Raw genomic sequence first — 11506 nt, forward strand, 5'->3', positions numbered from 1 at the left:
TTTCAGAATGAAGTTCGTTGTGGGGCTTGGCAGTTGGGTGTTGTGTCGGCACGATTTGTTGGGTGTCTGCTGATCTTGTGCCTGATGACCTGTGGGAACGTGTGGCCCCGTTGTTGCCTGCTCGTCCGCCCAGGCGGCGCCGGTATCCCGGGCGGTTGCCTGCAGATGACCGGGCTGCCCTGCGGGGCATCGTCTACGTGCTGTGCAAGAGCGTGAGCTGGCGGGACGTTCCGGCGGAACAGGTCGGCTGCAGCGGGGTGACGGCCTGGCGGCGTCTGCGGGACTGGACCGAGGCCGGCGTCTGGCCGCAGCTGCATGAGGTGCTGCTGGCGGAGCTGCGGGCCGCGGGTCTGCTGGACATGGACGACGCTGCGATTGACGGCTCGCACGTCCGGGCGCTCAAAGGGGGGCTCACACCGGACCTTCGCCGGTCGACCGGGCCCGGCCCGGCAGCAAGCACCACTTGATCGTCGACCGGCACGGCACCCCGCTGGTCGTCGCGCTGACCAGCGGGAATCGTCACGATGTCACTCAGCTGATGCCCCTGCTGGATGCGATACCCCGCATCCGCGGTGTTCGAGGTCGGCCACGTCACCGACCAAGCCGGCTGTTCGCCGACCGCGGCTACGACTACGACAAGTACCGTCGTCTTGTCCGGGCCCGCGGCATCACCCCGAAGTTCGCCCGGAAAGGCACCCCTCACGGCTCCGGGCTGGGGAAGACCCGCTGGGTCGTCGAGCGGACCTTTGCCTGGCTCCACCAGTTCAAGCGACTCCGGATCCGCTACGAGATACGCGCCGACCTCCACCTCGGACTCCTCCAACTCGCCTGCAGCATCATCTGCTTGAGACGACTCCGAATCTCATTCTGAAACGATCAGTAAAGCCCGTGGCGGTGGGGCAGTGGGGTCCGGCATCATCCCCGTGTGATGGTGATGCAGCCCGTTCTGGAGATCTTCGCTGCCGACGACTTCGCGCTCTGGCCGGTTGGCGAGCACGAGTCGTACGGCTACCTCGTCCTGAACGGGGAGCTGACTCCGGCGGAGGTCGGCACGGCGGTCATGCGGATCGCCGACTGCAACGACTTCGAGCCGGAGGAGGAGCACGGGCCCTGCCCGACCGACCCGCTCGGCACCTTCCTGCACGGGCTGCTCACCATGCCCGACCTGTTCGCCGCCGGCGGGTTCCGGGTGACCGACAACACCACCGGCACCGTCTTCGTCGAGCCGGGCTGCTGCAACGGCCTGGAGACCTGGCGGGACTGGCTGGAGGTGCTCGACGGCACCGGCTGCTCCTCCTTCGGCCACGATCCCTTCTCGGTGGCCGAACGCGTCGGCGACACCGTCCGGCTGACTCTCGACGCCCACGCAAAGGACGGCAGCCCGGTGATCGAGCTGCCGGTGGACCAGGTGCGCGTGCTCGTCACCGGTGCCCAAGCGGACCTGCGGGACTTCCTCAGCCTCGCTGGAACCTGGGCCGAACAACACCTGCCGACACACGCCGCCGCTGTCACGGCCGCCTTGGCCCGTGCACTGGACCTGGAGCTCACCGAGTGACCAGCTTCCTGACCCACCGGGCACGCGTGCACGACGCCCGGCTCCCCCTCCACCGGCGGCACAGCGCGCTGCGGACCTGCCTCACTTGTTTTGCCCCTTACGGTCTGCGGGCGACGTACCACCACCTCACGCTCAGCGCCGCGATCCCCCGACGGCTGGAGGCGGACCCGGACGCGCTGGCGCGGGCGGTGGAGGAACTGCACGAGGCGCGGGCGCTGTGGCGGGCGCGGGCGGAGGAGTTCGTCGCGCAGCGCCGGGCGGAGAAGCGGGTTGGGCGGCGGGCTGTAGCCAATCCGCGACCGTGGTGGCTGCGGAGGGGGTGGCAGGGACCGGGCGGCGCCTGGTACGAAGACCCGTTTCGCCACCCGTCGCTGCGGCTGTCCGAGTACGTCCGGCGGCAGAACACGATTCTGGACGGCGCCGATCTCCCCGGGTGCCCGGCCTGCGGGGACGAGAGACCGCTGGAGCCGCACTCGACCGGGCACGGTTGGGTCGAGCTGTGCCGTGGGTGCGCGTGGGCGCCGGTGCCATGTCCGTGTGGGCAGCAACACCGGCTCGTGCCGGAGCTCCCCTATGGCTGGAAGGAGATCTGGCAGCGGGTGCACATGAACGATGACGGCAAGCCGAACCCACACTGACCTGCGTGCCAGCAGTTGGATGCGGCGCGGCGAACGCTCGGGAAGCCAAAGCCCGCAAACTACGGCGAAGCCGCGTGCAGGACCACCACAGCCATCAACTGACCTGCACGTGCCGGCCTCTCATCGCTCAGGATTCCGGGAACCCGCGCGTTTCCGCCGCACCGACGACACGCGCAGCCTGCTACCCGCGTTCACCGGTGTCCTCGGCGGGCTCGCTTCCCTCGCCGACCGCGCGCTGCCCGCGGTCACGCAGGATTTCGGCGCGCCCGGCGTCCTCGTCCTGGCCGCCGTTTCCGTGCTGCTCCTCCTGACCGTGGCGTAGCGGGCCGCCAGCGCCGCGGTGAGCAGCAGCACGTCGCCGTGGGCCGGCAGCAGGCAGACGCGTGGGCCTGCGATCACCAGGCGGTGGTCGAACTCCGCGGAGCGGCTGGCGGCGGGGAACATCATGAAGCCGACGATCAGAGCGAGCGCATGCAGCGCTCCCGACAGCTGCGTCATCGTGTTGGCATCAAGATTCACCGGGCGGTCCGCCGCGCGCGGGAAGAACCGCACGGGGCCGCTGGGCAGCACCCGGAAAGCGAGCGTCAGCCACAGCGGAACGAAGAAGACCACCTGGGCCGGCGCCAGACGGTTTCGGTCCTGCTCCATCGCAGCGTGGCGCACCGCCATGTCCATCCACTGCCACCACCACCCCATGCGGCACTTCCCACAAGACCGCTGTGGTCGACGACCAGGACGCCGTCTTCCAACCGGTGGAGCACGTCCAGGCGCTCCCGGTCATGGGCGAGGTGGGAGACCACCAGGACGGTACGACCCTGCTCGCACAGCGCTTTGGCGATGTCCCAGAAGCAGAGAGCAGGTTTCCCGGTCGAAGCCCTGATACGGCTCGTCGTGCAGACGTAGAACGGCACTCTCAGGCACCGGAGTTGAAAAATTCACCTCGCAAGGAACGACGGAGCCGTCGGATGGCAGCGGGAGCGAACCCATGCCGAGGAGCCCGACAGCCGCTCCGCGTGGACCGAGCAAGCCATCCTGAAGAAGAGGAGGCCTTCCCTGCCACCGGGCCTTCGGCAGACTGCGCGTCGCGCGCGAACTGCCACGCCTCCAGAGCCAGCTGGTGCTCCGGAGGCATCGCCGCACATGGGTCCGGGGCGGTGCGTCGGCTGCGCCCCCGGAGGGCTACCTCGGTGGCGACAAGCTCCCCGGTACCGGATCGACGTCTTGGTCCTGTGGTACCCGCGGCGGGTCAGCCATGCCGCGTGGTGCACGTCGAGCTCGCCCGAAGCGATCAGACGCTCCGTCACCCACAGGCCGGGCGCGGTGACTCCGCAGTGTCAGGATGCCGATCTGCGTGTTCAGCAGCACCAGGAGCCCGCTCGTGTTCAGCACGATGCACTGCACGCCATCGGCCATGGGCAGGGATCGGAGCATGCGCCCCGTTCTGAACTGAGGTCGTCCCGTCAGTCCGCGCGAGAGTCCCCAGAGCATCAGCCGTCGGTGACGGGTGGGGGCGGTCCGTTCGGCGGGTCATGCGTGAGGACTGCGGCGGCATGGCGAACCGAGGTGCCGGGCGCCGGCGATCAGGCGTCGGCGCTGCGAGGGCGGGCGGAGTATGTACTCAGGGTGAATGCCCGGGGCGGCAGCGGCTCCAGCCACAAGTCGCTCGCCGTCTCCTGGACCTCCAGACCGAAGATGAGATCGGTGAAGTCGGCATGTCCGGTGCCGTCGCTGCAACTGAAGCGGTAGGAAGCGCCGGGGTTGAGGTCGACGAGCAGACCGGCGTTGCCCCTCCACATCTGAGGTTCCCCGTCCCCGCCTCGCCAGCAGTTCCAGACCTGTAGCGTCGCTGTGGCGGTGGGCTTGATCAGCGGCTTCAGGTATACCACCGGCGGCGCCGAGTCGGCCCACAGGCAGACGCCCGACGACCGGGAGCCGTTGACGAGCAGGTCGCCCTCCGACAGCTCCAGACACACACCCTGGGGCGGGTTGCCCACGAAAGAAGTGAAGGCGATTGCCAGCCTGGACGTCGCCCACTTCATGGAAATACCGAAGGCAAGGTGCACCGTCTTGCCCTCGAACTCAACCGGTTGACCGTCCGAAGCACGGAACGCCCGGTCGATCTTCGGCTTACGGACATGGTCCTCAAGCATGTGAACCTCCCGTGGTTCAAGTCCCCGCTCCAACGGCGGGTGCGGCGGCGCGTGTCTGCCCGACGCAGGGGCCAGATGTCTCATCCGTGTCGTGCATCTTCGGCCGAGGGAACAGGAGCGCGCGGCCGGAAGGAGGAGCGGCTGACCCACTCAGGCCGGAGCGCCACCCTTGAGGCGCACCACCGCGCTGCCGAGCTCGCGCTGCATCTTCGCCGTGAGAGGACGGCCCTCGAAGGTGCCGACGAGGGCCTGGGCGACGTCGCGCACCGGGAGGCCGCAGTGATCGGCCAGATCAGCGAGAAAGTCCTTGGCGTGTTCGCTGGAACACGGCACGAGCGCCATGACCACGCCCTGAGCCCGTATGGCGACTGCACGCCTGCGCAGCCGTCGGCGCAGTTCCACGTTCTCCGAGCGAAGAGTCCTGACCTCGTCGGCGGGACGGCTCTCATTCCAGACGAGGGACTCTGTTCGAGACCAACGCTCCCCGTATGTCCTCAATGTGCGCTGCATGACACACCTTGCTCGGTCATTTTCGCGGAGCCAGGGACTGGGGCTAGTCCCCCCACCGTAGTCCTGTCGGTCCCTCAGCGGCTACGCTCGGGTAGAGATCCCGACGAGGGAATCACCGAACGCACCCTCGGCACCCCCGGATTGAGCCCGCGCTCTGATTGCGGTCCTTGCTGACACCCGTCCTGGGACACTTCGAGCCCTGCAGCAGAGCCGGGTGCGCTCTACCCGACCCGAGTCGCCCCGGAAACCCGACGGCCTGATGCACCAGCCCTTCGGCGACGTCTGCGGCCAGTGGCACGCCATGGAGGCGTTGAACCGCGCGGGCACAGCCAAAACGATCGGGGTCGCCAACTTCTACCCCGACCGGCTGATCGACCTGATCGTCAACAACGCGATCACCCCGCAGGTCAACCAGATCGAGACCCACCCCTTCTTCCGGCGCGCCGCCTACCAGGCCCTCATGCGCGAGCACGGGGTGCAGATCCAGTCCTGGGGCGGCTTCGCCGAGGGCAAGGACGGCCTGTTCACCAATCCGCTGCTCGCCGAGATCGGCAAGAAGCACGGCAGGTCCGTGTCACAGGTCGTGTTGCGCTGGCTGACCCAGCGCGGCGTCGTCGCCATCGCCCAGAACTGATTCCAGAGCACGGCTGTCGCGGTCCGAGCCGTGAGCGCATCTCACCGGCGCACCGCGACAGCCGTGCTTGCCGAGGGGGAGGACGGTGTCACCGACTGGCGGGCGCCGCCATGTCCAGCAGCCGTTCGGTGATCTCCCGGTACTGCCTGAGCGCGAGCCGTAGTTCTTCGGTCTGAGCGTCGGTGTCCTGGCTCTGCCAGCCCGCCCGTAGGACGCGGCGTCGCTCGGTGAGGGTGTTGGTGAACTGGGTGGCGACGTCGTCGAAGACTGCGTCGGCCTCCTCCACCGCCTGGCGCGGGCTGTCGACGAAGGTGTTCAGGGCCTGTTGGAGGCGCCCGGTGAGCTTGTCCCGTTCACCCTGCGGGACCAGTTCCTGTCCCGCCTTGGGAGCGTTGCCGTCCGCGCCGGCGCCGGGCTCGCGCGATGCGTGAGCGGGTTCGGTGCGAGGTGCCTGCGGGCCGCGCTGTATCGCGGGATCCGGGGCCCCGGGCTGGGGCTGCCCTGTGTGTTCGGCGGTGTGCGACATCACGTGCTACTTCCCTTCGTGTTGCGTCGGTTCAGCGCCCACGGCGCGTGGCCGTTGCCGTCGGGGGACTGCGGATGGAGCCTGTCGGAGTTGGAATCTGCCGGTTGCTCGGCTATCAGTGCCTCGAAGAGGCTTCGCGCATCGACCAGGGCCTCCCGTATTTCCTCGGTGCCGCTCCCGCCGCGTGCCGCCGTGTGCATGCTGCGGTAGCCGTGGACATGGTCGGCGTGGTGGACGGAGAGGGCGGCGAGCTGCTCCTCGAACTGCTCACCGTCGGGGAAGCCACGGTCCCTCGCCAGGCGGGCAAGGAGCGCATCCGCCTCGGTGACGGCCCTCTGCGGTGAGTCGACGAACTGCTCTTGGATGTCGGCCCACTGAGCCCTGTACTGCGCACGGGCCTCGGGCGTCAGCGGCTGCTCATTGAGGGAGCCGTGCTGCGTGACGCGCTCGCCGAGTTCCTGCTCGGCCGCCTTGGTGTCGCCGTCGTGGTCGGCGACGGCACGGTCGTACTCGGGTCCGAAGCGGTGTTTGAGCCCTCGCCCTCCGCCGGCTCGGATGCGTGCACGTCCGACGAGTAACAGGACGACCGCCGCGATGACGATCACGGCGATGATCACGATGGTGAGCATGGCGGCCTTCTCTGGCTCTCGGCTCGCGGATTGTTCTGGTTCATTGCCGTTCCCGTCCCTTCCTGTGGGTCGATTCCGTGTGGGCCTGCCGGGTGGCGGCCACGCGACGTGGGCGCCACCCGGGGCGTTCGTGGTCAGTGCTTGAAGGCGTCCTTGGTCTTGTCGCCGGCCTGCTTCAGGTTTCCGGAGACCTGGTCGGTCCGGCCTTCGCGCTGCAGCCGCCTGTTGCGGGTGGTCCGGCCGACGCGTTCGGTGACCCGGCCCTTGAGCGCCTGGGTCTTGTGCATGATTGTCTGTCCGAGGCTCATGGCTGTCCTCTGCTCGCTGGAGGGGTTCCCGGGCGTGATCGCCGTACGGGGCGCCGTCCCGGAGGGCGGGAGAGCGCCTGGTGCGTGGGCTATCCGCGACTGCGGCTGTACCGGCGGCCGCCGCCACGGCGTCCACCGCGGCGTCCGCCGCCGCCCCGCCCGCGCATGGAGAAGCCGACGATCCAGACGACGAGGAGTACGGCGGCGACCCACCAAAGGGTCTGCATGGTGAAGCCGAACCCGAACACCACCAGGATCAGAAGAAGGAGAAGAATCCAAAGCATCGCCGGGCCTCCAGATCGCGGGAAGTTTCTGAGTTCCGCGGGGTCCGGGCGAAGCGGCGAGGTGGAATGCGTCCCGAGTGATCCGGAGTGGCACAGCCCTACGCCGTACTGGCAGTCAACGCCCGGCCACCTCCCTTGTCAACGCGGTGTCGAAACGGGGGAGTTCTGCGAGCCGGGCAGGGGCCGCTGGGACGAACGAAACCTCGGTGGGACGATCGACCGGCTCGGCAGGCGGCGCCGGCAGGACATGGTCCTCCCACCAGGACAAGCCCATCACGGTGGCGAGCAGGACGAAGGGGACAGAAGCCGGAACGATCAGTACGTACATGCGTACCGCCTGCGGTGGATGCGTGCGACGCGGCGGGCAGGTGAGGGGGATGCCCGCATGGGGCGCATCGAGGCTGCGACGGGATCACGTAGCGACGGTGAGTGGGGAGCGCCCGCTGAGGGCGGGACGGGTTCCGGCACTGATGCGCGAGGTGCGCCCACGAGGGAGCGCGAGAGGAGTTCGACGCTGCCGGGGGCTCGGGCCGTACCTGACACGCTAGCCCTCGCCGCGCTCCCTGAACAGACGTCAAGTGGCCATCTGGATCCTGCGGAGGCCGCTGACGTGGGTCGCTGTCCGTAACCTCTGGGGAGGACTACGCTGTTCGTACAGGCCCTGGCCCCCGGCAGTCATGCTTCGTTCTGCACCGGGGAGGCCCGCCGTGTTCGTTCTTCTTGTCATCCTGATCGGGGTTTTGTTCGGCCTCGGATTCATGGACCCCATCTGGTGGGTGGCCGCGGCGGTGCTGGTGTTCGGCGCCACCCGGCACGGCCGCGATCGTGGGGGAGGCGGGATACGCGGCGACGGTTCCGATCTCGGGGACTACCGGGACTACGAGAACCGCCGGGACCGTCAGGAGCGCTGGAACCGTCGCTACAGCCGTCAGCACCAGGCGCGCTGGAGGCGCGAGGACCGTCGGGACCGTGAACGCCGCGGGTGACCGATGAAGTTGCCCGGCATCCGGAGACCCCGGGGTGGCTTGAGCCACACCGGACGCGCGGAAATCGTGGAGAGGCACATGCCATGCAGCGCACAACCTTGCTTCCGGATAATTGGTGGGATCTGAGGGCCGAGGCCGTGGCGGGGGAGGCGGCGGCTCAGGACGTCGAGACGCTGCGCGCCGAGAACGATCAGCTGCGGCGGGCGCTGGCCGGCCGCATGGTCATCGACCAGGCCTGCGGGATGGTGATGGTCCTGGCCCCCTGCCGCCGTGGGCCGGCGAGGAACCTGCTGGTGGATATCTCGCGGCAGTGCCACACCCAACTTCCGGAGGTGTCTGCGGCCGTGGTCGCGGCCTGGGAGGGTGAGCCGCTCCCGCGGCTGATGCATCGTGCGCTGGGGCGTGCGCTGCGGCGGCACTACGCGGAAGACCAGGGGCGCGGCGCCCCGCTGGCGGATGAACCGTCCGCAAGGGGAAGGCCATGAATCACGCAGCCGACGTCCGGGAATGACGCGACCGTGATTCGGTCGACATCGAGGAGCGAGAAACAGCGGCTGGTGACGGCTGGCACATCGACGGGAGACGCGGCCCTGGTTGCCGAGATTCTCGAACTGCGTGCCAAAAATGAGCAGTTGAGTCAGGCGCTGGCCAGTCGTGCGGTGATAGACCAGGCGCGCGGCATGGTGATGGTCCTGGCCCCGTGTTCCAGCGAGCGGGCCTGGAGCCTGCTGGTGGACGTGTCGCAGCACTGCAACGTGAAACTCCGGGACGTGGCTGCGGCCCTGGTCGCCACGACGAAGGACGAGAGGCTCCCGGAGCCACTGCAGAGGGAGCTGCGCCGAGGGCTGCGGCGCCTGCATCTGGCAGACCGGCGGTGACGGCGTGTGCGCTGAGCGGACGGCACAGGGAGCTGTGGGTTCAACTCTTCGGTGCCTGCGTCCAGGACTGCCGTCGGATGCCCCGTTGTGCAGTCCACCTTGTGGAGCCCAAACACCAGGTCTGTCCCTTGCCTGGCATTGAAGCCGTTGAGCGAGCAGAACCGCAGAACGGCGCAACGCTCGAGAGCACCACTCCGCCGACGCGTCACTGCGGGGTGGCGCGCCCCGTGGGAAGCCGCAACCGCTTGGTGCGGAAACTGTTTGAAAGCGGGCCGCCCGGGGATCCGTCCGCTGTGCTTCAGCCCGGAGGCACGGCCGTGGGAGCAGCTGTCGCTGCTCCCCAGTGCCTGCCGGCTCCCACGGTGAGTGACGTCACCGATGAGGAGGCACGCGCCCATGCCGTACGCACGCACGAAGGGTCCACCAAGCCCACGCGCCTACAGCGATGCCCCCGACACCGCGGCCGCCTTCAGCCGTATCGCCTCCCTGCCGGACGGCCCGGAGAGGTCCGCGCTGCGGCAGGAGGTGGTGTGCGCCTGGATGCCGATGACCGTAAGGCTCGCTGGGCGGTTCCGTCATCGCGGCGAGAGCTTCGAGGACCTCAAGCAGGTCGCCCAACTGGGCCTGGTCAAGGCGGTATCGCGCTTCGACCCGAGCCGCGGTACCGCCTTCCCGAGCTTTGCCGTACCGACGATCATCGGCGAGGTGAAGCGGCACTTCCGTGACGAACTCTGGATCGTGCATGTACCGCGGCGCGTGCAGGAACTGCGCGGCCGGGTCCGCTTCGCCGGCAATGAGTTCGCTTCGCTCAACGGCCACGAACCCTCGGTCCACGAGATCGCCGCGCACAGCGGCCTGACCGAGAGGGAGGTACTGCTGGGCCAGGGGGCGCTGGCGAGCTTCGCAGCCCTGTCCGTGGACGCCGTGCCCGGCCACTCCGAGGACAGTCACCCACTGACCGACACGCTTGGTGGCCTTGAGCCCGGCTTCGACCAAGTCGTCAATCGTGAGGCGCTCCGACCGCTCCTGCGGGCACTGCCCGAACGCGACCGGCAGATCCTGTACATGCGGTTCTTCTGCGAGATGACACAGAGCCGGATCGGCGAGCAGCTCGGTATCTCGCAGATGCACGTCTCCCGTCTGCTCACCCGCACCTGCGCCCGCCTGCGCGACCAGATGACGGCGGACCGCGATCTGAGGAGGGCATCGTGACCACGTCCCGGGTACACGGGCGGATCCGGGCCGCCAGGCATCGGCGGGGTACTCGGCGTCCGGACGGCCAGGCGGTGCTTGCCGCGGCAGCTGGACAGCGGCACCACGAGCCCCCCTTCGAAGCCAGGCCGTTGCCGTCCTGGGCGTGGTCGCAGGCGCGGGTCGAGGAGTGGTACTCGCTGCGGCCGGGTTCTCCGTCCTTGTGGCAGCCGCCGCTTCGACCCGGACGAGGCCATGACGTGGGCGCGAGGCTCCGCAGCTTCACGCGGACACCGGTGGGACCGTGGTTCCTGGTCGCCGTCGCGATCGGGCTGGTCCTCTTCGGCGTGTTCTGCTTAGACGTCGTTTCACTTGGTGAGTCGGCGGTGGTTGATGAGGCTGGTGGCGATGGCGGTGAAGGCCAGGAAGTGTTCGGGCTTGCGTTCGTAGCGTCGGTGGAGGCGGCGGCATCCGCTGAGCCAGGACATGGTGCGCTCGACCACCCAGCGGTGTCGGCCCAGGCGTTGTGAGTTCTCGACACCGCGGCGGGCGATGCGAGGAACGATGTTCCGCTCACGGAGCCATCGACGCAGGTAGGGATAGTCGTAGCCCTTGTCGCCGTGGAGCTTTGCCGGCCGGCGACGCCGCGGACCGCGAGGACTGCGGACCGGCGGGATCCCCATGACCAGCGGTTGCAGGGCCAGGCTGTCGTGGGTGTTGGCGGCCGAGATCGCGACAGAGACGGGCAGGCCGGCACGGTCGACGACAAGATGGATTTTCGATCCCAACTTGCCGCGGTCGGTCGGATTCGGTCCCGTCAACTGCCCCCTTTGAGGGCGCGGACACTGACCGAGTCCACGGCGAATCGTGACCAGTCCAATCCCCCCTGAGCACCGAGTTCATCGAGGATGACGCGGTGCAGGCGAGCCCACACACGCTGCTGAGTCCACCGCGCGAAACGTCGGTAGACGGTGGGCCAGACTGGCCCGAACACCGGCGGCAACTGCCGCCAGGAACAGCCCGACGTGGCCACGAACACGATCGCGGTCAGGCATTCACGGTCCCCGGCCCGCCGACGGCCCCCGCCCTGCGGACGCACCACCACCGTCTCCGGCACCACCCGCCGAAACAGCTCCCACAACTCATCCGAGACCAGATGCTCAGCAAGACTTGTCATACCAACACAACGACTCTCCTCGCCAAAGGAAACGTCGTCT

16 protein-coding genes and 1 pseudogene are annotated in these 11506 nt (G+C 68.6%); 8 read left to right on the forward strand and 9 right to left on the reverse strand.

Going from position 1 to position 11506, the window contains the following annotated elements; translation table 11 throughout:
• Nucleotides 1-62 precede the first annotated feature (62 nt).
• The 3 genes from KUF83_RS36015 to KUF83_RS36025 all read left to right on the forward strand — a co-directional run bounded on the left by KUF83_RS36015 (nt 63) and on the right by KUF83_RS36025 (nt 2193).
• Nucleotides 63-871 (forward strand): IS5 family transposase gene (locus tag KUF83_RS36015; protein ID WP_217457892.1). Its coding sequence is split into 2 segments (ribosomal slippage): nt 63-402 and nt 402-871, totalling 810 coding nucleotides; the frame shifts between segments, so codons are not numbered across the junction.
• 57 nt (nt 872-928) lie between these two features.
• The gene (locus KUF83_RS36020) at nt 929-1555 is read left to right on the forward strand and encodes a hypothetical protein (protein ID WP_308403296.1); all 627 of its coding nucleotides are present in this window, start codon (nt 929-931) and stop codon (nt 1553-1555) included.
• Complete coding sequence (locus tag KUF83_RS36025; protein WP_217459263.1) at nt 1552-2193, forward strand: hypothetical protein; 642 nt, start codon at nt 1552-1554, stop codon at nt 2191-2193. The genes KUF83_RS36020 and KUF83_RS36025 overlap by 4 nt, the downstream gene beginning before the upstream one ends.
• A gap of 120 nt (nt 2194-2313) precedes the next feature.
• On the opposite strand, the gene KUF83_RS36030 is transcribed toward KUF83_RS36025, so the two are convergent.
• The 3 genes from KUF83_RS36030 to KUF83_RS36040 form a co-directional block, all read right to left on the reverse strand.
• Nucleotides 2314-2868, reverse strand: coding sequence for a hypothetical protein (locus KUF83_RS36030; protein ID WP_217459264.1), 555 nt, complete (start codon nt 2866-2868; stop codon nt 2314-2316).
• A gap of 905 nt (nt 2869-3773) precedes the next feature.
• Complete coding sequence (locus KUF83_RS36035) at nt 3774-4343, reverse strand: hypothetical protein (RefSeq protein WP_217459265.1); 570 nt, start codon at nt 4341-4343, stop codon at nt 3774-3776.
• 150 nt (nt 4344-4493) lie between these two features.
• Entirely contained in the window at nt 4494-4853 is a 360-nt protein-coding gene (locus tag KUF83_RS36040) for an ANTAR domain-containing protein (protein ID WP_217459266.1), read from the reverse strand.
• Nucleotides 4854-5109: 256 nt separating this feature from the next.
• On the opposite strand from KUF83_RS36040, the pseudogene KUF83_RS36045 reads away from it, so the two are divergent.
• A pseudogene (locus KUF83_RS36045) lies at nt 5110-5484 on the forward strand (aldo/keto reductase); the annotation flags it as partial.
• A gap of 91 nt (nt 5485-5575) precedes the next feature.
• Here the strand turns inward: KUF83_RS36045 and KUF83_RS36050 are convergent.
• The 5 genes from KUF83_RS36050 to KUF83_RS36070 all read right to left on the reverse strand — a co-directional run bounded on the left by KUF83_RS36050 (nt 5576) and on the right by KUF83_RS36070 (nt 7562).
• Nucleotides 5576-6013 carry a hypothetical protein gene (locus KUF83_RS36050; RefSeq protein ID WP_217459267.1) on the reverse strand — a complete coding sequence of 146 codons (438 nt, stop codon included), beginning with the start codon at nt 6011-6013 and terminating at the stop codon, nt 5576-5578.
• A complete protein-coding gene (locus tag KUF83_RS36055; protein ID WP_217459268.1) occupies nt 6013-6642 on the reverse strand; it encodes a hypothetical protein in 630 nt (209 codons plus the stop codon). Before KUF83_RS36055 ends, KUF83_RS36050 begins: the two co-directional genes overlap by 1 nt.
• A 134-nt stretch (nt 6643-6776) precedes the next feature.
• A complete protein-coding gene (locus KUF83_RS36060) occupies nt 6777-6950 on the reverse strand; it encodes a CsbD family protein (protein WP_217459269.1) in 174 nt (57 codons plus the stop codon).
• A gap of 89 nt (nt 6951-7039) precedes the next feature.
• Complete coding sequence (locus KUF83_RS36065; RefSeq protein WP_217459270.1) at nt 7040-7234, reverse strand: hydrophobic protein; 195 nt, start codon at nt 7232-7234, stop codon at nt 7040-7042.
• A gap of 115 nt (nt 7235-7349) precedes the next feature.
• Nucleotides 7350-7562, reverse strand: a complete 213-nt coding sequence (locus KUF83_RS36070; RefSeq protein ID WP_217459271.1) for a hypothetical protein — start codon at nt 7560-7562, stop codon at nt 7350-7352.
• A gap of 379 nt (nt 7563-7941) precedes the next feature.
• Between KUF83_RS36070 and KUF83_RS36075 the strand changes: the two genes are divergently transcribed.
• The 4 genes from KUF83_RS36075 (at nt 7942) to KUF83_RS36090 (ending at nt 10310) form a co-directional block, all read left to right on the forward strand.
• Nucleotides 7942-8220, forward strand: coding sequence for a hypothetical protein (locus KUF83_RS36075; protein WP_217459272.1), 279 nt, complete (start codon nt 7942-7944; stop codon nt 8218-8220).
• A gap of 83 nt (nt 8221-8303) precedes the next feature.
• Nucleotides 8304-8705, forward strand: a complete 402-nt coding sequence (locus KUF83_RS36080) for an ANTAR domain-containing protein (protein ID WP_217459273.1) — start codon at nt 8304-8306, stop codon at nt 8703-8705.
• Nucleotides 8706-8777: 72 nt separating this feature from the next.
• Nucleotides 8778-9098, forward strand: a complete 321-nt coding sequence (locus tag KUF83_RS36085) for an ANTAR domain-containing protein (RefSeq protein WP_308403295.1) — start codon at nt 8778-8780, stop codon at nt 9096-9098.
• A gap of 396 nt (nt 9099-9494) precedes the next feature.
• A complete protein-coding gene (locus KUF83_RS36090; protein ID WP_217459275.1) occupies nt 9495-10310 on the forward strand; it encodes a SigB/SigF/SigG family RNA polymerase sigma factor in 816 nt (271 codons plus the stop codon).
• A gap of 347 nt (nt 10311-10657) precedes the next feature.
• Here the strand turns inward: KUF83_RS36090 and KUF83_RS36095 are convergent.
• Nucleotides 10658-11466 (reverse strand): IS5 family transposase gene (locus KUF83_RS36095; RefSeq protein ID WP_217456034.1). Its coding sequence is split into 2 segments (ribosomal slippage): nt 10658-11116 and nt 11119-11466, totalling 807 coding nucleotides; the frame shifts between segments, so codons are not numbered across the junction.
• Between the last annotated feature and the right edge of the window lie 40 nt (nt 11467-11506).

Origin of the sequence: Streptomyces sp. BV286, from assembly GCF_019090165.1 — a bacterium.
Lineage (GTDB): Bacteria > Actinomycetota > Actinomycetes > Streptomycetales > Streptomycetaceae > Streptomyces.

What these genes read in the sequence shown, in the direction of transcription:
- KUF83_RS36020 (WP_308403296.1), top strand. Translation starts at nt 929, where the DNA reads ATGGTGATGCAGCCCGTTCTGGAGATCTTCGCTGCCGACGACTTCGCG.
- KUF83_RS36030 (WP_217459264.1), bottom strand. Translation starts at nt 2,868, where the DNA reads ATGGACATGGCGGTGCGCCACGCTGCGATGGAGCAGGACCGAAACCGT.
- KUF83_RS36035 (WP_217459265.1), bottom strand. Translation starts at nt 4,343, where the DNA reads ATGCTTGAGGACCATGTCCGTAAGCCGAAGATCGACCGGGCGTTCCGT.
- KUF83_RS36040 (WP_217459266.1), bottom strand. Translation starts at nt 4,853, where the DNA reads ATGCAGCGCACATTGAGGACATACGGGGAGCGTTGGTCTCGAACAGAG.
- KUF83_RS36050 (WP_217459267.1), bottom strand. Translation starts at nt 6,013, where the DNA reads ATGTCGCACACCGCCGAACACACAGGGCAGCCCCAGCCCGGGGCCCCG.
- KUF83_RS36055 (WP_217459268.1), bottom strand. Translation starts at nt 6,642, where the DNA reads ATGCTCACCATCGTGATCATCGCCGTGATCGTCATCGCGGCGGTCGTC.
- KUF83_RS36060 (WP_217459269.1), bottom strand. Translation starts at nt 6,950, where the DNA reads ATGAGCCTCGGACAGACAATCATGCACAAGACCCAGGCGCTCAAGGGC.
- KUF83_RS36065 (WP_217459270.1), bottom strand. Translation starts at nt 7,234, where the DNA reads ATGCTTTGGATTCTTCTCCTTCTTCTGATCCTGGTGGTGTTCGGGTTC.
- KUF83_RS36070 (WP_217459271.1), bottom strand. Translation starts at nt 7,562, where the DNA reads ATGTACGTACTGATCGTTCCGGCTTCTGTCCCCTTCGTCCTGCTCGCC.
- KUF83_RS36080 (WP_217459273.1), top strand. Translation starts at nt 8,304, where the DNA reads ATGCAGCGCACAACCTTGCTTCCGGATAATTGGTGGGATCTGAGGGCC.
- KUF83_RS36090 (WP_217459275.1), top strand. Translation starts at nt 9,495, where the DNA reads ATGCCGTACGCACGCACGAAGGGTCCACCAAGCCCACGCGCCTACAGC.